This is a genomic window from Streptococcus pseudopneumoniae (assembly GCF_001074565.1).
In the GTDB taxonomy this organism is placed as follows: Bacteria; Bacillota; Bacilli; order Lactobacillales; family Streptococcaceae; genus Streptococcus; species Streptococcus pseudopneumoniae_J.
Genome location: NZ_JUQX01000025.1, coordinates 65,651 through 86,742, shown reverse-complemented (window position 1 = coordinate 86,742; position 21,092 = coordinate 65,651). Strand labels below are relative to the sequence as shown.

At 41.8% G+C, this 21,092-nt stretch carries 19 protein-coding genes; 12 read left to right on the top strand and 7 right to left on the bottom strand.

All coding sequences use genetic code 11. The features are described 5' to 3' along the window. Positions 1-59 precede the first annotated feature (59 nt). From thrS to ADI74_RS03220, 3 genes are all read right to left on the bottom strand, one after another. On the bottom strand, positions 60-2,003 hold the full coding sequence (gene thrS / locus ADI74_RS03230) for a threonine--tRNA ligase (protein WP_049536977.1): 1,944 nt from the start codon (positions 2,001-2,003) through the stop codon (positions 60-62). Between the two features lie 103 nt (positions 2,004-2,106). After that, a complete protein-coding gene (locus ADI74_RS11290; RefSeq protein ID WP_049536987.1) occupies positions 2,107-2,463 on the bottom strand; it encodes a hypothetical protein in 357 nt (118 codons plus the stop codon). A 333-nt stretch (positions 2,464-2,796) separates the two neighbouring features. Further along, a complete protein-coding gene (locus tag ADI74_RS03220; protein WP_049536975.1) occupies positions 2,797-3,162 on the bottom strand; it encodes a hypothetical protein in 366 nt (121 codons plus the stop codon). A gap of 197 nt (positions 3,163-3,359) precedes the next feature. Between ADI74_RS03220 and ADI74_RS03215 the strand changes: the two genes are divergently transcribed. From ADI74_RS03215 to ADI74_RS03205, 3 genes are all read left to right on the top strand, one after another. Then, positions 3,360-4,211, top strand: a complete 852-nt coding sequence (locus ADI74_RS03215) for a metallophosphoesterase family protein (RefSeq protein ID WP_049536973.1) — start codon at positions 3,360-3,362, stop codon at positions 4,209-4,211. A 161-nt stretch (positions 4,212-4,372) separates the two neighbouring features. Continuing rightward, positions 4,373-5,314 carry a hypothetical protein gene (locus ADI74_RS03210; protein ID WP_049536971.1) on the top strand — a complete coding sequence of 314 codons (942 nt, stop codon included), beginning with the start codon at positions 4,373-4,375 and terminating at the stop codon, positions 5,312-5,314. Positions 5,315-5,457: 143 nt separating this feature from the next. Beyond that, entirely contained in the window at positions 5,458-5,895 is a 438-nt protein-coding gene (locus tag ADI74_RS03205; RefSeq protein WP_049536969.1) for an Rrf2 family transcriptional regulator, read from the top strand. 165 nt (positions 5,896-6,060) lie between these two features. Here the strand turns inward: ADI74_RS03205 and ADI74_RS03200 are convergent, their stop codons facing one another. Genes ADI74_RS03200 through ADI74_RS03185 form a run of 4 tightly spaced genes read right to left on the bottom strand, consistent with a single transcriptional unit; the run spans position 6,061 to position 8,983 of the window. Continuing rightward, positions 6,061-6,720, bottom strand: coding sequence for an amino acid ABC transporter permease (locus ADI74_RS03200; protein ID WP_049536968.1), 660 nt, complete (start codon positions 6,718-6,720; stop codon positions 6,061-6,063). A gap of 9 nt (positions 6,721-6,729) precedes the next feature. Continuing rightward, entirely contained in the window at positions 6,730-7,407 is a 678-nt protein-coding gene (locus tag ADI74_RS03195) for an amino acid ABC transporter permease (protein ID WP_049536967.1), read from the bottom strand. Between the two features lie 12 nt (positions 7,408-7,419). After that, positions 7,420-8,214: a transporter substrate-binding domain-containing protein gene (locus ADI74_RS03190; protein WP_080980340.1), complete on the bottom strand. Its 795-nt coding sequence runs from the start codon at positions 8,212-8,214 to the stop codon at positions 7,420-7,422. Between the two features lie 10 nt (positions 8,215-8,224). Beyond that, the gene (locus ADI74_RS03185; RefSeq protein WP_049536966.1) at positions 8,225-8,983 is read right to left on the bottom strand and encodes an amino acid ABC transporter ATP-binding protein; all 759 of its coding nucleotides are present in this window, start codon (positions 8,981-8,983) and stop codon (positions 8,225-8,227) included. A gap of 176 nt (positions 8,984-9,159) precedes the next feature. Here ADI74_RS03185 and recJ point away from each other — a divergent pair, with 176 nt between their 5' ends. The 9 genes from recJ (at position 9,160) to ADI74_RS03140 (ending at position 21,080) form a co-directional block, all read left to right on the top strand. Continuing rightward, a complete protein-coding gene (gene recJ / locus ADI74_RS03180; protein WP_049536983.1) occupies positions 9,160-11,382 on the top strand; it encodes a single-stranded-DNA-specific exonuclease RecJ in 2,223 nt (740 codons plus the stop codon). A 174-nt stretch (positions 11,383-11,556) separates the two neighbouring features. Further along, complete coding sequence (locus ADI74_RS03175; RefSeq protein WP_049536965.1) at positions 11,557-13,218, top strand: ribonuclease J; 1,662 nt, start codon at positions 11,557-11,559, stop codon at positions 13,216-13,218. Between the two features lie 68 nt (positions 13,219-13,286). Continuing rightward, positions 13,287-14,066, top strand: coding sequence for an alpha/beta hydrolase (locus tag ADI74_RS03170; RefSeq protein WP_049536964.1), 780 nt, complete (start codon positions 13,287-13,289; stop codon positions 14,064-14,066). Positions 14,067-14,298: 232 nt separating this feature from the next. Next, complete coding sequence (locus tag ADI74_RS03165) at positions 14,299-15,525, top strand: aminoacyltransferase (protein WP_049536963.1); 1,227 nt, start codon at positions 14,299-14,301, stop codon at positions 15,523-15,525. 4 nt (positions 15,526-15,529) lie between these two features. Then, complete coding sequence (locus ADI74_RS03160; protein WP_049536961.1) at positions 15,530-16,696, top strand: aminoacyltransferase; 1,167 nt, start codon at positions 15,530-15,532, stop codon at positions 16,694-16,696. Between the two features lie 110 nt (positions 16,697-16,806). After that, positions 16,807-17,508: a matrixin family metalloprotease gene (locus ADI74_RS03155; protein ID WP_049536960.1), complete on the top strand. Its 702-nt coding sequence runs from the start codon at positions 16,807-16,809 to the stop codon at positions 17,506-17,508. Positions 17,509-17,609: 101 nt separating this feature from the next. Next, complete coding sequence (uvrC, locus tag ADI74_RS03150; RefSeq protein WP_049536959.1) at positions 17,610-19,457, top strand: excinuclease ABC subunit UvrC; 1,848 nt, start codon at positions 17,610-17,612, stop codon at positions 19,455-19,457. Then, positions 19,447-20,301, top strand: coding sequence for a metallophosphoesterase family protein (locus ADI74_RS03145; RefSeq protein WP_049536958.1), 855 nt, complete (start codon positions 19,447-19,449; stop codon positions 20,299-20,301). The genes uvrC and ADI74_RS03145 overlap by 11 nt, the downstream gene beginning before the upstream one ends. Before the next feature lie 173 nt (positions 20,302-20,474). After that, the gene (locus ADI74_RS03140; RefSeq protein WP_049536957.1) at positions 20,475-21,080 is read left to right on the top strand and encodes a nitroreductase family protein; all 606 of its coding nucleotides are present in this window, start codon (positions 20,475-20,477) and stop codon (positions 21,078-21,080) included. Positions 21,081-21,092 lie beyond the last annotated feature (12 nt).

Sequence of the window (21,092 nt, the reverse complement as noted above, 5' to 3'; positions counted from 1 at the left end):
CTGTACTTGAGTACGGCAAGGCGACGTTGACGTGGTTTGAATTTGATTTTCGAAGAGTATTATTTCTCAACGCGTGATTTGTTGGCAATATCAGCAAGGATAGCTTGAACAAAATCATCAACTGAGACAGTTTGTGTTTCTTTTTGGCCGTAGCGACGAACGTTGACAGTTCCATCTTCCATTTCCTTGTCCCCAACGATCAATTGGTAAGGAATCTTGCTTGTTTGTGAAGCACGGATCTTGAACTGCATTTTTTCATTGCGTTCATCCACATCGGCACGGACACCACAGTCACGGAGTTTCTTAGCCACTTCCCATGCGTAGTCTACGTGTTTTTCGTTAGAAACGGGGATGAGAGTTACTTGATGTGGTGCAAGCCATGTTGGGAACGCACCTTTGTAGTTCTCAATCAAGATAGCTGTGAAGCGTTCCATGGTTGAAATAACACCACGGTGAATCATAACTGGACGGTGTTCTTCCCCGTCAGCTCCGATATATTTGAGGTCGAAACGTTCTGGAAGCAAGAAGTCAAGCTGGATAGTCGAAAGGGTTTCTTCTTTTCCGAGAGCAGTCTTAACTTGAATATCCAATTTTGGTCCGTAGAAGGCTGCCTCACCTTCAGCTTCAAAGTAGTCCACACCCATTTCATCAAGGGCTGCACGTAGCATGGTTTGGGCATTTTCCCACATCTCATCGTTGTCAAAGTACTTGTGAGTATCTTGAGGGTCACGAAGAGAGAGACGGAAGCGGTATTCAGTCAAGTTAAAGTCTTCATAAACATCGATAATCAACTGAAGGGCACGTTGGAATTCTTCTTGGATTTGTTCAGGAGTTACAAAGAGGTGACCGTCGTTGAGAGACATTTCACGCACACGTTGAAGACCAGTGAGGGCGCCAGATTTTTCGTAACGGTGCATCATCCCGATTTCAGCGATACGGATTGGTAACTCACGGTAAGAATGAACATGGTGTTTGAAAACTTGGATGTGGTGTGGGCAGTTCATTGGACGAAGGACAAACTCTTCACCGTCCCCCATGTCCATGGTTGGGAACATGTCCTCTTGGTAGTGATCCCAGTGACCAGAAGTCTTGTAAAGCTCAACAGAAGCAAGTGGTGGAGTGTAAACGTGTTGGTAGCCAGAAGCCAACTCTTTGTCGACAATGTAGCGCTCCAATTCACGACGGATCGTCGCACCGTTTGGCAACCAGAATGGCAAACCTTGACCAACTTCTTGAGAAATCATGAAGAGGTCCAGCTCTTTACCAAGTTTACGGTGGTCACGTTCCTTAGCTTCTTCACGCATTTGGAGGTAGTTTTTCAAGTCTTTCTTGTCAAACCAAGCTGTACCGTAGATCCGTTGCATCATCGCGTTGTCGCTATTTCCACGCCAGTAAGCACCAGCTACATGGAGAAGGTGGAAGATTTGGATGCGACCTGTTGAAGGGACGTGCGGGCCACGGCAGAGGTCCACGTATTCACCTTGACGGTAGATGGTCAAACCACCCTCGTCTTCAGAGTGTTCTTCAATCAATTCCAACTTGTAAGGGTCGTTTTTGAAGATTTCACGTGCTTCGTCTTTAGTGACTTCCTCACGAATAGATGGGAAGTTTTCTTTGACGATTTTTTGCATTTCTTCTTCGATACGAGGAAGGTCTTCGTTGGAGATTTGACCAGCTGTGTTATCAGTATCGTAGTAGAAGCCATCTTCAATAGCTGGACCAACACCCAAGTGAATATCTGGGAAAAGGCGACGAGCTGCTTGGGCAAACAAGTGAGCAGCTGAGTGACGCAAGATTGGAAGGGCATCTTCGTGATCAGGTGTCACGATTTCGATGCTTCCATCTTCAGTGATAGCACGAGTCGTATCGATGAGTTTGCCGTTGAATTTACCAGCCAAGGCTTTTTTAGCTAGGGAATTGCTGATAGATTGGGCAATTTCAAAAGTAGTAACGCCAGATTCGAATTCACGAACAGCGCCATCTGGGAAAGTAATCTTAATCATGGTTTTCTCCTTAAATATTTATCATATTTTATAACTGAAGTTTGAAGAAGTGGGAAACTAGCTATCAACAAAGAATAATAGCAGTCGATTTGCTAAATCAATTTCATTTTAACTTTTTCAGTCTGAAAATAAAGAAAAGCGTAGAAATACATAGATAGCATACCAAGGAAAGAATGAGAGACAGGTATTCCTCCTGAGTCATCTCACCTCTCATGTATATCCATATTGGATAGCTTTTTATCGCATTGACCAAATAGATAGCAGCTGTTAAACTGAAAAGATATCCTGTTATAATGAGTTTCTTGTTGTTGAAAAACATTAAGATACCAAGAAAAGGGGCAAGGAATGGTAAGAGAGGAATGAGTAGAAAAAATGAAAAGACGACAATATTTTCCGTCCCCCATAGACTGAGCGTATTCATTAGCCATACATAGACGATAAGGAAGGTACAGGGAATCACCCAAGACAATGATTTATTCATATCAACCTCCATCTTCTTTTCTTAGCTATGTTTCATTTAACCTGGCAATATCTCTATTCTCCAAACAAAAAACGACATCCTAAAAGGACGTCGCAACGTGGTTCCACCTTCATTTATGCACAACAAAAACTGTTGACACCTCTGATTGGCTTTAACGTAGCCACCGTTTTATGTTTTCATAAAAGTCAGTAGAGTAGTATCAGTTTAGGCTTTCTATGCGTTTCCAGCAACCACGCACTCTCTAGTAGAAAGGGACTAAGTGACTTGTCTCTATGCATTATTATAGCATGATTGCGAGATTTTTCAAGGCTTTTATCCTATTTTTTTACTTTTCTGCTTGTTTGTAAGATAGCTAAGACCTCTACCTGAAGCCATACCAAGTAGGGCGAAGAATTCATAAGCTAGGAAATAAACGAGAATGAATTCATTGAAAGTGATGATGGTAAAGCAATAGAGCAGTCCAATTCCCAGTAACCACCAAAGTGAGAAATGGAAACGGTAGCTATAAAGAAGGGACACGATGAAAGTTGCCAAAGGTGAAAAGAGAATGATGTTATAAATGTACAGTCCCTTCAGTGTATATGGGTCCGTGATGAGTAGTGAGAATAGCTCATAGAGGGGCCAGTAAAAGAAGAAAATGACAAGGTAGTATGGGATATACTTAAGATAGTTCCGCATGGCAATAGTCCTCCAATCTGCAAAAATAGAGAGATGTTGAAGATCACATGATCCTAAATGAAGGGGAGCTCTCTACCTATATTATAGCACGATTTGGAAGCCTTTACAAGTTGATCAGGTAAGCAGTGATAGTGATTTTTTGGAGTGTTTTCTGCTATAATACTAACAGAAGAAGTAAGAGGAAATGAGGAGAAAGGATGACGAAAATAGCAGTTCTTTCAGATATACATGGAAATACGACAGCCCTGGAAGCTGTTCTGGCTGATGCAAGAGCGGCAGAGGTAGACGAGTACTGGCTTTTGGGAGATATTCTCATGCCAGGAACAGGGCGTAGAAGGATATTGGATCTCTTAGCTAGCTTGCCCATCACTGCAAGAGTGCTGGGGAATTGGGAGAATAGTCTCTGGCTAGGCCTACATCGTAAGTTAGATCCTACAAAGGTGAGTCATCGTTATCTCCTGCGCCAAAGTCAGTACATCTTAGAAGAAATCAGCCCTGAAGAAATAGAAGATCTCCATAATCAACCCATGCAAGTTCATCGTCAGTTTGGTGATTTGACGGTAGGAATCACTCACCATCTCCCTGATAAAAACTGGGGTAGGGAGTTGATTCATACGGGAAAACAGGAAGATTTTGATAGATTAGTGACGGAACCGCATGCCTCCATCGCAGTATATGGCCATATCCACCAACAGTTGCTTCGTTACGGAAGTGACGGACAGTTGATTCTTAATCCGGGTTCGATTGGGCAACCCTTCTTTTTAGATGCGAAGTTGCGTAAGGACCTGCGTGCCCAGTATATGATCTTAGAGTTTGATGAATCTGGTTTGTCTGATGTTGATTTTCGTCGAGTGGATTATGATGTAGAAGCAGAATTGCAACTGGCTAAGGATTTAAAGCTCCCTTATTTTCAGGTTTACTATGAAAGTTTGGTAAATGGAATTCACCACACTCATAACCATGAATTGTTGGGGAAGATTAGCGAGCAAGAAGGTTATGATCAAGATGTTGAACTTTGGATGGAAAGAGAAAAGAAGGATTGGTTTTAAAAGGAGTTTTGACTAGAAATAGGATAGTCTGATGACAGCTGTTTCTTGGGAAGTCAAAAAGGAAACGAATTGACTACTTATAAAATTTATGCTAGAATGTGGAAAAATATATAATTTGAACATCATACTAGTTGATGTTCAAAATAATAGGGAGATTATTTATGAAGCCAGAAGAATTACAGGCAATTGCGTCGGGATTAGGCTTACAGTTTGATGAGGAGTCTGGAAGCATTTATGGCGTGCAATCAGGCTACTTGCTATTGCTACATGAAGCAGATGTAAAAAATCAGTTTCGACTTAGTGTCAGTGTGAGCTTGAATGGCAATCCTGCGGATTCAGAAGAAAACGAGTTGGTGTGGGATGACTTTAAGAGCGAATCCCTTCCAAACTTATCAACCTTATCTATTAACCAGTACACTGTATCTATTGTTGTCAAGGGTGCGATGCGCAAATCAAAGACAATTGAAAAGTTACAGACACTTATAAGAGACTTTGTAGATTTCCTTGAATCCCATCACTTCGTTCAAGTTTGTGGCTACAGTGGTCAAGAGGGGCCGATTAGTCTGTATCAACTAGGGGATTCAATCTTCCTGATTAACGAGGAAAGCTATCAATTGTTGAAGAGCAATCTTCAAATTGAGGTGGATTCTTATCACAGTCAGAAGGAAAATGTTCTTCTTGGAACTATCGGGGCTTTACTAGGGGCCTTGATTGGTGGGGCGGTTGCTCTTTTTATTGCACGTCTTGGTTATGTAGCTGTCGCAGCGGGGCTTGTTCTTGGAATTTGTACCATTAAAGGATATGAAATTCTTGGTAAAAAGTTATCTCGAAAGGGGATTGTGATTTCAGCTGTGTTGATGGTGATTACCGTCTTTTTAGTGAACCAAATCGATTTGGCGATGGAAGTCGTAGCTCAACTAGGGGTTGAGTTTGCCTATGCTTTCCGAGTGGTCAATGAACTAATTGCAAGCGGAGAATATCCAGATAATTATTTCTTTAATCTAGGGATGTTAGCTGTTTTTACCTTGGTTGGTGCGGGGATTTCTATCAGTTCAGTCTGGTCAAGTCACAAAACAAAGGGAACTGCTCGTAAAATTGGATAAAAGATAAGCTTTTGTATTCTCTATGTCATTGGACTTATTAGGGAATACAAGGCTTTTTTAGAGGACACTCTTTGTGGTAATAATTGACATTACAACACAAAAGGGTATAATGGGTATCAGATAGGATGTGAAAGGAGAAGAAGATGCAAATTTCAAGTCGATTTACGATAGCGACTCATATGTTGATCATCATTGCTATCAAGAGTCAAGAGAGTAAGGTAACCAGTGATTTTCTCGCAGCCAGTGTTGGGGTCAATCCAGTCATTATTCGCAAAACCTTGTCCCAACTCAAAAAAGCAGAACTGATATCAGTTGCGCGTGGAACGGGCGGTACTGAGATTATCAAAGACCTCCAAGATATCAGCCTTTTTGATGTTTATCAGGCTGTTGAATGTTTAGGAAAATCAGGTAAACTCTTTAGTTTCCATGACAATCCCAACCCCAACTGTCCTGTAGGGGCAAATATCCATGAGGTTTTGGATCAAAAATTGCTGGATATCCAACTAGCGATGGAAAACCAACTTCGTCAGACGAGTCTGGCTCAGGTTGTGGCTGAAACTCAAGATAAAATGAACAAGTAAGAGGGCTAGAGTCCTCTTTTTCTATTGCCCTTATATTGCTAGAATGTAGTCGTGAAAGGAGGTAAAAGATGACTTGCAACAGAATTTTTCTCTGGATGGTCAGAACCAAGACAAGAGCTTAGTAGCAATAAAAACAGCTCTCCACACGGATGGAGAGCTGTTTCTTTATTCTGCTGCTTGTTGCCAGCGTTTGGCAAGCATGCGGGACAGGCTAGAAATGGCAAAGTTAAAGATAAAGTAGATCAAGGCAATCAGGATATAAAGACTGAAGACTTGCTCTGGTTCGAAATAACGGCCCATGAGAATTTGGCTAGCGCCAAAGAGTTCTTGTAGGGCGATAACAGAGTAGAGAAGGCTGGTATCCTTGATCACTGTCACAAACTGAGAAATGATGGCTGGCAACATTTTACGAATCGCTTGTGGGAGAATGATATGGTAGAGGATTTGTATGGAAGTAAATCCTTGTGACATTCCTGCTTCGTATTGTCCCTTGTCTACGGCATTGAGGCCACCTCGGATAATCTCAGCCAAGGCTGCTGAGGTAAAGAGGGTAAAGGCAGTAATACCTGCTGGTGTGGACTTCATCTTAAACACCAAAAAGATGGTGAAAATCCAGAGGAGGTTGGGAACGTTACGTACAAACTCGATATAAATGCTGGAGATGATCCGTAAGACAGGATTTTTCCCATTTCGCATAACCGCAAGTACTGTTCCGATAAGGGTCGAGAGGACGATAGCAATCAGAGAAATATAGAGGGTCAAGCCAAATCCTTTAAAGATAAAGGCTAGGTTATCTGGGGTCAAAACTTCTAAAATAGATTCCATAGTAACCTCCTAAAGTGAATAGGCTTTTTTATTGGCTTGCTCCATCTTGCGACCAAACTGAGCAACAGGGAAGCAAAGGGCAAAGTAGAGTAGAGCAGCACCTAGAAAGGCAGGGATGTAGTTTCCGTTAAGAGCTGACCAAGATTTGGTCACAAACATCAAGTCTACTCCAGAGATGATAGCAACAGTTGAAGTATTCTTGATAAGGTTAACGATTTGGTTGGTCAAAGGTGGAAGAATGATACGGAAGGCCTGAGGCAAGATGATCAAGCGCATGGCACTGATATAGGTGAAACCTTGTGATAAGGCGGCCTCCATCTGACCACTAGGAATAGACTGAATCCCTGAACGAATAACCTCAGCGATATAAGCGCCGTGATAGAGTCCCACGCAGAGAACAGCTGTCCAATAAATCGGAATCATGATGGTGTGTTCACTGATAAGAGGCAAACCATAAAAGACGATGACAAACTGCACCAAGAGGGGAGTGTTTTGATAAAATTCGACAAAGATACGAGCCAAAATCCTTAAAATTTGATGTTTGCTAGTTGATAGGACTCCAAAGATGATTCCTAAGACCATGGCGAGGATAAAGGAACCAAACGCTAGGGCAAGGGTGAAGAGGAAACCATTGAAAAATTGTCCAAAATCCTGAAAATAGGCTGTCCAAGATGATAAATCTGTCATGGGGTGTCCTCCTTAATCTGCAGTATGGCTAGATGGTTTGAGCTTGTAACGGTCATAAAGTTTCTGCAAACTACCATCCTTGGTCCATTTAGTGACCAAGGTATCAAGATAGTTGTTTAGCTCGGTATTTGATTTCTTGGTGACGATACCGTAGTCAGATGGCTTGAAACTATCATCTAGGAGTTCTGTCCGTTTGCTGATATAGCCAGATAGGATAGAGCGGTCAACGGAAAAGGCATCAATACGGTGAGCGTGAAGGGAAGTAATCAATTCTGGATAGGAACCAAGTTCGACGAATTTAAACTTCAAACCTTTCTTTTTACCTAGTTCAGTAATCAGGCGTTGGGTGATGGAGCCTTGGGCAACCCCAATGGTTTTGCCATTTAGGTCCTCAATGCTTTTGATGTTGGCGGATTTATTGACCAAAAATCCAGAGGCATCCGTGTAGTAGGGACTGGTGAAGTTGTAGAGTTTTTTACGCTCGTCAGTGATGGTGAAGGTCGCGATATCCATGTCGACCTGCTCATTGTCTAGAAGGGGACCACGGGTTTGGGCGGTAACAGGCACATAGCGAATCTTGACCTTGAGTTCGTCTGCAATCATCTTGGCCAGGTCCGTTTCGATACCAGAATAAGTCCCTGTCTTGGGATCCTTGTAGCCGAAATTGGGAACGTCTTGTTTGACACCGACAACTAGTTCACCTCTTTTTTGAATGTCTGCGACACTGGTGTCGGCCTGGACTGGTTTGGCAGCAACAAGGCTGAAAAGGCTAATCAATAATGCGGATAAAAAGAGTTTCTTTTTCATAGGCGCCTCCTTATTTGACTTTGTCACTTTCGTGGTTGATAATTTTGCTGAGGAACTGTTGGGCACGAGGTTCGCTTGGATTGTCGAAAAAACCGTCGACATCTGTCGTATCTACTAAAACTTCCCCGTCAGCCATAAAGATAATGCGGTCTGCAACCTCTCGGGCAAAGCCCATTTCGTGGGTAACGATGATCATGTTCATCCCGTCATGAGCTAATTTTTGCATAACTGCTAGAACATCCCCAATGGTTTCAGGGTCGAGGGCAGATGTTGGTTCATCAAAGAGGAGGAGTTCGGGATGCATTGCGAGTCCGCGCGCGATGGCAATCCGTTGTTTTTGTCCACCAGATAGCATGGCTGGGTAAGAATCTTTTTTGTCCCACATATTTACAAATTCTAGATATTTTTGGGCTGTTTTTTCAGCTTCTTTTTTATCAATTCCTAGAACTTTTATGGGTGCAAGTGTCACGTTTTCTAACACTGTTTTATGCGGATAGAGGTTGAAATGTTGGAAAACCATGCCGACTTCCTTACGAAGAGGAACTAAATCTTTCTGACTGCCACCTGCTACTTGGTGCCCATTGACTAGGAGACTTCCTTTGTCAATAGCCTCTAAACCATTAATCGTACGGATGAGAGTGGACTTCCCAGAACCAGAAGGTCCAAGCAGGACAACAACTTGTCCTTTTTCAAAACGGAGATTGATATCGCGGAGTGCGTGGTAGTCTCCGTAATATTTTTCGACGTGTTTAAATTCTACTAAAGCCATGAGAGATCTCCTTTGTGTTAGATTTTATAACATGATTCTACACCAAAAGAATGTTCTTGTCAAATCATATCTGAAAAAATTCACTAAAATTTTATAAAAAAGCAATCTGGATAGAGAAAATGCCTAAATCATGTTATAATGAAACGATAGAATTCTTAGAAAGAGTGGATGTTTTTTTGATAACTCCTACTTATGAATGGCAGTTTGCCCCGCAGGTTGAAGATGCGGATTTTACAAAGATAGCCAAGAAGGCTGGACTGGGTCCTGAGGTGGCTCGGTTATTATTTGAAAGAGGGATTCAGGATGAAGAAAGTCTAAAGAAGTTTTTAGAACCTTCTTTAGAGGACTTACATGATCCCTATCTGCTCCATGATATGGATAAGGCAGTAGAACGGATTCGTCAGGCCATTGAAGAAGGGGAAAATATTCTCATCTATGGAGACTACGATGCGGATGGCATGACTTCAGCTTCGATTGTGAAGGAAAGTTTGGAACAACTTGGTGCCGAGTGCCGTGTTTATCTGCCAAATCGCTTTACCGATGGCTATGGTCCCAATGCCAGTGTCTATAAATACTTTATCGAGCAAGAGGGAATTTCCTTGATTGTGACAGTGGATAATGGAGTTGCTGGTCACGAGGCCATTAAACTGGCCCAGTCTATGGGAGTGGATGTCATTGTGACTGACCACCATTCCATGCCGGAAACCCTGCCAGCTGCCTATGCCATTGTCCACCCTGAGCATCCAGACGCGGACTATCCTTTCAAATATCTAGCTGGATGTGGAGTGGCCTTTAAGCTAGCTTGTGCCCTTTTAGAAGAAGTGCAAGTGGAACTACTGGATTTGGTTGCTATCGGAACTATTGCCGATATGGTGAGTTTGACGGATGAAAACCGTATCATGGTTCAATATGGTCTGGAAATGTTGGGGCATACTCAGCGCATCGGTCTGCAAGAAATGCTGGACATGGCTGGGATTGCTGCTAACGAAGTGACAGAAGAAACGGTTGGCTTTCAGATTGCCTCTCGTTTAAATGCCTTAGGGCGCTTGGACGATCCTAATCCAGCTATTGATTTGCTGACTGGATTTGACGACGAGGAAGCGCATGAGATTGCCCTCATGATTCATCAGAAAAACGAAGAACGTAAGGAAATCGTCCAATCTATCTATGAAGAAGCTAAGACCATGGTGGATCCTGAAAAGAAGGTCCAAGTTTTGGCCAAGGAAGGCTGGAATCCTGGCGTTCTGGGTATCGTTGCTGGTCGTTTGTTGGAAGAACTAGGGCAGACAGTCATCGTTCTTAATATAGAGGACGGGCGTGCCAAGGGCAGTGCTCGTAGCGTGGAAGCTGTCGATATTTTTGAGGCTCTGGATCCCCATCGAGACCTCTTTATCGCCTTTGGTGGCCATGCTGGTGCAGCAGGAATGACGCTGGAAGTTGAGAAACTCTCAGATTTATCTCAGGTTTTGGAAGACTATGTCTGTGAAAAAGGCGCAGATGCTAGCGGCAAGAATAAGTTAAATCTAGATGAAGAGCTAGACTTGGAGACGCTTAGCTTGGAAACGGTCAAAAGTTTTGAACGCTTGGCACCTTTTGGAATGGACAATCAGAAACCTGTCTTTTATATCAAGGATTTTCAGGTCGAAAGTGTTCGTACAATGGGAGCAGGCAATGCCCATCTCAAACTAAAGATCTCCAAGGGTGAGGCGAGTTTTGAAGTGGTAGCCTTCGGACAAGGTAGATGGGCGACAGAGTTTGCTCAAACAAAAAAACTTGAATTGGCAGTCACCTTGTCTGTCAATCAATGGAATGGTCAAACTGCCCTCCAGTTGATGATGGTAGATGCGCGTGTGGAAGGCGTTCAACTCTTTAACATTCGAGGGAAGAATGCTGTCTTGCCAGAAGGGGTTCCAGTCTTGGACTTCGCTGGAGAAGTGCCAAATTTGGCGAATAGTGAGGCGGTTGTCGTGAAGAATATTCCTGAGGATATTACCTTGCTGAAGACCATTTTTCAGGAGCAACATTTCTCTGCCGTCTATTTCAAAAATGACATTGACAAAGCCTATTATCTGACAGGTTATGGGACCAGAGAGCAGTTTGCCAAATTGTATAGGACCATTTACCAGTTCCCAGAGTTTGATATTCGCTACAAGTTGAAAGATTTGGCGGCTTATCTCAATATCCAACAAATCTTGCTGGTCAAGATGATCCAAGTCTTTGAAGAGCTAGGTTTTGTGACGATCAAAGATGGGGTCATGACAGTCAATAAAGAAGCGCCGAAAAGGGAGATTGCTGAAAGTCAGATTTACCAAAATCTCAAACAAACTGTCAAAGACCAAGAAATGCTGGCGCTGGGGACAGTGCAAGAAATGTATAACTTTTTGATGAGAAAAGAGTAGAAGTTAGGAAAGAGTTGGGCAACCAGCTCTTTTTTGAAAACAAATCTTCATTTTGAAAATCATCAAAAAAATGGTATAATGGTAGGAAAAGATTCGGCTGAAAGTTTGAGAACTTTTAGAATAAGAGAGTGAACCTACCCTATAATCAAGATAAACTAAGGTTTCGGAGGAAAAATGAGTAATATCAGTTTAACAACACTTGGTGGTGTGCGTGAAAACGGGAAAAATATGTACATTGCTGAGATTGACAATTCAATTTTTGTTTTGGATGCGGGGCTTAAATACCCTGAAAATGAACAGCTTGGGGTCGACGTCGTCATTCCAAATATGGAATACCTTTTTGAAAATAGTAATCGTATCGCTGGAGTCTTCTTGACCCACGGACATGCAGATGCCATTGGAGCTCTGCCTTATCTTTTGGCAGAAGCGAAGGTGCCTGTGTTTGGTTCTGAGTTGACCATTGAGTTGGCGAAACTCTTTGTCAAAGGAAATGATACGGTTAAGAAATTCAATGACTTCCATGTGATTGATGAGGATACGGAGATTGACTTTGGGGGAACGGTGGTTTCCTTCTTCCGTACAACTCACTCCATTCCAGAAAGTTTGGGAGTTGTGTTAAAAACACCAAAAGGGAACATTGTTTACACAGGGGACTTCAAATTTGACCAGACGGCTAGTGAATCCTATGCGACGGATTTTGCACGTTTAGCCGAAATCGGCCGTGACGGTGTCTTGGCGCTTCTCAGTGACTCGGCTAATGCGGACAGCAATATTCAGGTAGCGAGTGAGAGTGAAGTTGGGGATGAAATTACCCAAACCATTGCGGACTGGGAAGGTCGTATCATCGTTGCGGCAGTTGCCAGCAACCTTTCTCGTATCCAGCAGGTTTTTGATGCGGCTGCGGAGACTGGTCGCCGAGTCGTTTTGACTGGATTTGATGTTGAAAATATCGTTCGTACAGCGATTCGTCTCAAAAAATTGTCTCTAGCTAATGAAAGCCTTTTGATTAAACCGAAAGAAATGTCTCGTTTTGAAGACCATGAGTTGATTATCCTAGAGACAGGTCGTATGGGTGAACCCATCAATGGACTTCGCAAGATGTCCGTTGGGCGCCACCGTTATGTAGAAATCAAGGATGGGGACTTGGTTTATATTGTAACAACTCCATCCACCGCCAAAGAAGCAGTTGTAGCTCGCGTTGAAAATATGATCTACCAAGCTGGTGGTGTGGTGAAACTCATTACCCAAAGCTTGCGAGTATCCGGACATGGGAATGCGCGTGATTTGCAGTTGATGATTAATCTCTTGCAACCCAAGTATCTCTTCCCTATCCAAGGGGAATACCGTGAGTTGGATGCGCATGCCAAGGCTGCCATGGCAGTTGGGATGTTGCCAGAGCGTATTTTCATCCCTAAAAAGGGAACGATCATGTCCTATGAACATGGAGACTTCGTTCCAGCTGGAGCAGTTTCTGCAGGCGATGTTATGATTGATGGAAATGCCATTGGTGATGTTGGGAATGTCGTTCTTCGCGACCGTAAGGTCTTGTCAGAGGATGGAATCTTTATCGTGGCCATCACTGTTAACCGTCGTGAGAAGAAGATTGTGGCTAAGGCTCGTGTTCATACGCGTGGATTTATCTACCTTAAGAAGAGTCGCGATATTCTCCGTGAAAGTTCAGAATTGATTAACCAAACGGTAGAAGAGTATCTTCAAGGTGACGACTTTGATTGGGCAGATCTCAAAGGCAAGGTTCGTGACAATCTGACCAAGTACCTCTTTGATCAAACCAAGCGTCGCCCAGCAATCTTGCCAGTCGTGATGGAAGCAAAATAATAAGCAGCATACCTACGGAAAAAGTCGAAATTCGGCTTTTTCTTATAGAATAGTAAAAGGAGACAACCATGGCAGTTATGAATATCGAGTATTACTCAGAAGTTTTGGATATGGAGTGGGGTGTTACCGTACTCTATCCAGATGGCAGTCGGGTGACTGAACCTGATTGCACAGATATTCCTGTTCTTTATCTTTTGCATGGAATGTCAGGAAATCAAAATAGCTGGCTCAAACGTACCAATGTCGAACGCTTGTTGCGCGGGACCAATCTCATTGTCATCATGCCCAATACTAGCAATGGCTGGTACACAGATACCCAGTATGGTTTTAACTACTTTACAGCTCTAGCAGAAGAGTTGCCTCAGGTAATGAAACGTTTCTTTCCCAATATGACCAGCAAGCGACAAAAGACCTTCATTGCGGGTCTCTCCATGGGTGGCTATGGTTCCTTCAAGTTGGCTCTCGCAACCAATCATTTTTCTCATGCGGCTAGTTTTTCTGGTGCGCTCAGTTTTCAGGAATTTTCTCCTGAAAGTCAGGATTTGGGCTCTCTTGCCTACTGGCGAGGAGTTTTTGGAGAAATCAAAGATTGGACAGCTAGCCCTCATTCGCTTGAAAGTATCGCTACGAAATCGGATAAAAAAACCAAACTTTGGGCTTGGTGTGGCGAGCAAGACTATCTTTATTCAGCCAATAACCTCGCTGTAAAAAACCTCAAAAAGCTTGGTTTTAAAGTGACCTATAGTCATAGTCCTGGCACTCACGAGTGGTACTACTGGGAAAAACAATTGGAGCGTTTTTTAGCTACCTTACCAATTGACTTCAAATTAGAAGATAGACTGAGTTAGTTTTTATAAATGAACCAATATTTATAGTTGTTTTTGGCTTAAAAATAATGATGGAAGTCAGTTTTCGCTAGACTTTTCAAACGAAAGTAGTAGAATAGTAGAGAGATACTAGTTGAAAGAGAGAATCTTATCAAGAAAACTAGTATTCCAATGAATATTTACATAGTATATGAATTAGTAATAGTGAATTGATTTATACTAATTAAGTAGGTGCTAAAAGAAAGGGAGACAGATGTTTGATTATAAAATAGGAATTTCTGAAGAAGAGCATGATACATTCGTTATTCAACACCCACAAGTTAATCTGTTACAGAGTAGTTCTTGGGCAAAGATAAAAGATAATTGGGGGAATGAGCGTTTAGGTTTTTATAAAAATGGAGAATTGGTAGCTGTTGCGAGTATTCTTATAAAAAAATTACCACTTGGTTACACTATGATGTATATTCCAAGAGGGCCAATAATGGATTATCAAGATAAGGACTTGGTAAGATTTGTGATGAAAAGTTTAAAACAATTTGGGTCTTGTAGACGGTCTGTTTTTATTAAGTTTGATCCGTCTCTAATCTTAAAACAATACCCTATTGACAAATCTTCTAAAGAATTTGCTGACAGTAGGACAACTATAGAAGCTGTTCAAAATTTAAAATCTGCCAATTGCCAATGGTCTGGTAGAACTAAAGCTATGGCTGAAACAATACAACCACGTTATCAGGCTAATAGAATACTTAAAGAAGGGGTAGATTCGGATTTTCCAAAGCATACCAAGAGGTTAATGAAAGATGCTATAAACAGAGGTGTTGTTACATATAGAGGGACCTTGTCAGATATATCAGATTTTGGGACTATTATATCTTTTACAGAACGTCGGAAGAATGTTGCACTTCGTAATCAGGAATATTTCCAAAGATTAATGGAAATCTATGGAGATGATGCCTATTTACATCTAGCGAAGATTAACCTTCCGGATCGTCTGATAAAGTATAAGGAGCAGTTGTCCCAGATAAAAAAAGATTTAGCTGAAACAGGCGAGCATCAAAAAAAGCGTCTAACCAAACTAAAACAGCAGAAAAAATCTATTGAAAAATATATTGTAGAGTTTGAAAAACTTGTTCAACAATATCCAAAAGAAATAGTTATAGCTGGGATACTTTCTGTGTCATTTGGTAATACACTTGAAATGCTTTATGCTGGAATGGACGATAGGTTTAAAAAGTTTTACCCTCAATATATTCTTTATCCAAAAGTGTTTGAGGAATCGTATAAAGATGGTAAAATTTGGGCTAATATGGGAGGTATTGAAGGTACTTTAGATGATGGATTGACTGATTTTAAATCTAACTTTAGTCCTGTTGTTCAAGAATATATTGGAGAGTTCACTCTGCCAGTAAATTTTTTGTATCATTTGGCTAACTATCTTTATCAACTTCGTAAAACATTAAGAAAAAAACATAGAAAGTAAGTATATGGTACTAATTACACTCACGAAAGAGGATTTTCAGGCTTATTCTGATCAGGTTTCTTCTCGTTCCTTTATGCAATCGATCCATATGGGAGACTTGTTAGAAAAAAGAGGGGCTCGAATCGTTTATCTTGCTTTGAAACAAGAAGGAGAGATTCAAGTTGCAGCTCTTGTTTTTAACTTGCCCATGCTGGGTGGTCTGCATATGGAGCTCAATTCGGGGCCGATTTATACCCAACAAGATGCTCTTCCAGTTTTTTATGCGGAGTTAAAAGAATATGCCAAGCAAAATGGTGTATTAGAGTTGCTTGTAAAACCTTATGAAACTTATCAAACTTTTGATAGTGAAGGTAATCCAATAGATGCTGAGAAAAAAAGTATTATTCAAGGTTTGACTGATTTAGGTTATCAATTTGATGGCTTGACAACATGTTATCCTAATGGAGAAGTCAGCTGGCATTACATCAAAGATTTGCAAGATTATGATGCTGTTTCCTTATTGAAATCTTTTAATAAAAATAGTATTCGCAACATTCAGTCAGCTTTTGATTTCAATATTCTTATTCGAAATGCAGAACGGGAAGAAATTCCAATATTCAAAAAAATTATCGAAGAAACAGGTAAAAGACAAGGTTTTGAGGATAAGGATTTAGATTATTACTTTAAATTGTATGATATGTTTGGAGATAAGGCTGATTTCCTAATTGCTGAAGTCAATCCGCAACAGTCTATAGATGCTTTAAATGTGAAGATGGCTAGTCTTGACAAGAAGTCGAAACAATTTCACCAGCAATATCAAGCTTTGCAAAAGAAAAAAGATTTTCTAACTAGCTTGGATAGTGAGTCTGGCAATGTTGCTCTAGCTTGTGCTTTGATAATCTACACAAATACAGAGGCAACTTACTTGTTTGGGGGGTCGTACGCAGAGTACCAGAAGTTCTCAGCTCCATTTTTACTTCAATATCATGCGATGAAGCAGACAGTGCAACGAAATATCCATCAATACAACTTCCTAGGGATTCAAGGGATTTTTGATGGTAGTGATGGCGTTTTGCGTTTTAAACAAAATTTTAATGGCTATATTGTGCGTAAGGCTGGAACATTTCGTTATTATCCATCTCCATTGAAATATAAGTGTATTCAATTGTTAAAGAAATTATTAAGACGTTGAGTTTGTTTAGTTTTCTTTCAGTTTTATTGAGTAAAATAGAGAATCTATCTTGATTATGGGAGACCATTGATTTTAAGATAGATTCTTATTTTTATGAAAGGTGGAGCGTCATGTTTTGGATTATTCGATTATTGTTCCGTTTTCTTTTGGGAATTTGGCGTTTCTTCTGGCGTCTGGTTTGGACTGTGGTTATTCTACTTCTCATTGCTTTTGGAGTGCTATGGTATCTGACAGGTGATTTTCATTCTGCGGTCAATCAGGTTGAAAAAATGAGTAAGATTGGTCAAGGTGGCTGGAATCAATGGAAGGAGACGGGAACGCTGGAAGTCTTGTCTCAGACAGACAGTCACCAACATGCAGAAGGCAAGTGGGCTCAAGCCTCAGCTCGCATCTATATTGAGCCTCAAATGGATGAGACCTTCCAAGGTGCCTATGCAGAAGCCATAAAAAACTGGAATCAAACGGGAGCCTTTATCTTTGAGGTGGTTGCGGATCCTAGTCAGGCAGATATTGTGGCAAGTGAGATGAATGATGGATCAACCGCTGTAGCAGGTCAAGCCGAGAGTCAAACCAATTTGTTAACCAATCAATTTATATCTGTAACGGTTCGCCTGAATCACTATTATCTATCCAATCCAAGTTATGGTTATTCTTATGAACGGATCGTGCACACGGCGGAGCACGAGCTTGGACATGCCATCGGATTGGATCATACCAACGAGACTTCTGTTATGCAGCCTGCCGGCTCCTACTATGGGATTCAGCCTCAGGATGTGAAAGCTGTTCAAGAACTCTATATCAGTAGCGACTAGATGAAGTCGGTGCAATCCGAAAAGAAATCAAAGCTCCTCCAACAAGTGATTGGTGGGGTTTTTTGTTCGTCCTGTTACCGCCTTTTTGCTATAATGGAACTATGAATAACTTGATCAAATCAAAACTAGAGCTCTTGCCTACCAATCCTGGTTGTTACATTCACAAAGATAAAAACGGCACCATTATCTATGTCGGAAAGGCTAAAAATCTGCGCAACCGTGTGCGGTCGTACTTTCGTGGCAGTCACGATACCAAGACAGAAGCTCTGGTATCTGAAATTGTAGATTTTGAATTTATCGTCACTGAGTCCAATATTGAGGCACTTCTCCTAGAAATCAACCTCATCAAGGAAAATAAGCCCAAGTACAATATCATGCTTAAGGATGATAAGTCCTATCCCTTTATCAAAATCACCAATGAACGTTATCCACGGCTTATTATTACTCGTCAGGTCAAAAAGGATGGAGGGCTTTACTTTGGTCCCTATCCAGATGTAGGGGCAGCCAATGAAATCAAGCGACTACTGGATCGGATTTTCCCTTTTCGCAAGTGTACTAATCCACCGTCTAAGGTCTGTTTTTACTACCATATCGGCCAGTGTATGGCCCATACCATCTGTAAAAAAGATGAGGCCTATTTCAAGTCCATGGCTCAGGAGGTTTCTGATTTCCTAAAAGGACAGGATGACAAAATCATCGATGATCTCAAGAGTAAAATGGCAGTAGCAGCACAAAGTATGGAGTTTGAACGGGCAGCAGAATACCGTGACCTGATTCAGGCGATTGGAACGCTTCGGACCAAGCAACGGGTCATGGCGAAAGATTTGCAAAATCGTGACGTCTTTGGCTACTATGTGGATAAGGGCTGGATGTGTGTTCAGGTTTTCTTTGTACGTCAAGGAAAACTCATCGAGCGGGATGTCAATCTCTTCCCCTACTACAATGATCCGGACGAGGACTTTTTGACCTATGTGGGACAATTTTATCAAGAAAAATCTCACCTGGTTCCCAATGAAGTGCTGATTCCGCAGGATATCGATGAAGAAGCCGTTAAGGCCTTGGTGGATACCAAGATTTTCAAGCCCCAACGTGGGGAGAAAAAACAACTGGTCAATCTAGCCATAAAAAATGCCCGTGTTAGTCTGGAGCAGAAGTTCAATCTGCTAGAAAAATCTGTCGAAAAGACCCAAGGAGCTATTGAAAATCTGGAACGCTTGCTCCAAATACCGACTCCAGTTCGCATTGAGTCCTTCGACAACTCTAATATCATGGGAACCAGTCCTGTTTCAGCCATGGTGGTCTTTGTCAATGGTAAACCAAGTAAGAAGGATTACCGTAAGTACAAGATAAAAACGGTTGTGGGTCCAGATGATTATGCGAGTATGAGAGAAGTCATTCGCAGGCGTTATGGTCGAGTTCAACGAGAAGGTTTGACCCCACCAGATTTGATTGTGATTGATGGCGGACAAGGTCAGGTCAATATCGCTAAGCAGGTCATCCAAGAGGAGCTGGGCTTGGATATTCCAATTGCTGGGCTGCAAAAGAATGACAAGCACCAAACCCATGAATTGCTCTTTGGAGATCCGCTTGAGGTAGTGGAGTTGTCTCGCAATTCTCAGGAATTTTTCCTCCTCCAACGCATCCAGGATGAGGTTCACCGCTTTGCCATCACCTTCCACCGTCAACTACGCTCCAAAAACTCCTTTTCATCTCAACTAGATGGAATTGATGGTCTAGGACCTAAACGCAAGCAGAATCTCATGAAGCATTTCAAGTCTCTCACTAAAATCAAAGAAGCCAGTGTGGATGAGATTGTCGAAGTTGGGGTACCAAGAACAGTCGCAGAAGATGTGCAAAGAAAGTTGAACCCGCAGAAAGAAGTGGAATTGGCTCAAGTGGCGGAAGAGCAAGTAGATTACCAAACAGAAGGAGGCCATCATGAACCATAAAATCGCAATTTTGTCAGATATTCATGGAAATGCGACAGCCTTAGAAGCAGTGATTGCAGATGCCAAAAATCAAGGAGTCAGTGAATATTGGCTTCTGGGAGATATTTTTCTTCCCGGTCCCGGTGCAAATGACTTGGTCGCCCTGCTAAAGGACCTTCCTATCACAGCAAGTGTTCGAGGAAATTGGGATGATTGTGTCCTTGAGGCCTTGGATGGGGAATACGGTTTGGAAAATCCGCAAGACATCCAGCTAATGCGAATGACCCAGTTTTTGATGGAACGAATGGATCCTGAAACGATTGTCTGGCTACGAAGTTTACCTATGCTAGAAAAGAAAGAGGTTGATGGACTGCGCTTTTCTCTTTCTCATAATTTGCCAAATAAGAACTATGGTGGTGACTTGTCTGTTGGGAATAACACAGAAAAATTTGACCAACTGCTAGATGCGGAAACGGACGTAGCAGTCTATGGTCATGTCCACAAGCAGTTGCTTCGTTACGGCAGTCAAGGGCAACAAATCATCAATCCAGGTACGATTGGCATGCCCTATTTTGATTGGGAGGTGTTAAAGAATCACCGTGCCCAGTATGCCGTGATAGAGGTTGAAGATGGGGAATTGGTCAATATCCTATTTCGAAAAGTTTCTTATGATTATGAAGCTGAGTTAGAATTGGCCAAGTCCAAGGGGCTTCCTTTTATCGAAATGTATGAAGAACTACGCCGAGATGACAACTATCGGGGGCACAATCTAGAACTCTTAGCTAGTTTAATTGAAAAACATGGGTATGTAGAGGATGTAAAAGATTTCTTGGAGGCTATAAAGTCAGAATATAAGGTAGACTAGTTTCTTTAACCCCCTGAAAAATAGTTGGTACTGGATGAGGGGCTCCCTGACTTAAATGATGTGCTTCGTTCGGTTGCTTATCCTTGTTCCAGTTTGTTTCTATGAAAAATCTCTGCAAGCTCTTTCAGAATATGGTAGAATGGAAGCAGTAGAATTAGAAAAGGAAATCGATTATGAAATTTCTTGAATTGAATAAAAAACGTCATGCGACTAAGCATTTTACTGATAAGCCTGTGGATCCAAAAGATGTTCGTACGGCTATCGAAATCGCAACCTTGGCACCAAGTGCCCACAATAGCCAACCATGGAAGTTTGTGGTGGTTCGTGAGAAGAATGCTGAATTGGCAAAATTGGCTTATGGTTCGAACTTTGAGCAGGTATCATCAGCACCTGTGACCATTGCCCTGTTTACTGATACAGACCTGGCTAAACGTGCTCGCAAGATTGCTCGCGTCGGTGGTGCAAAGAATTTCTCAGAAGAGCAGCTTCAATATTACATGAAAAATTTGCCTGCCGAATTTGCGCGTTACAATGAGCAGCAGGTCAGCGACTACCTGGCCCTTAATGCTGGTTTGGTTGCCATGAACTTAGTTCTGGCTCTGACAGACCAGGGAATCGGTTCTAACATTATTCTTGGTTTTGACAAATCAGAAGCCAACGAAGTTTTGGACATCGAAGACCGTTTCCGTCCAGAACTCCTGATTACAGTGGGTTATACGGACGAAAAATTAGAACCAAGCTACCGCTTGCCAGTAGATGAAATCATCGAGAAAAGATAGAAAGAAGAAAAA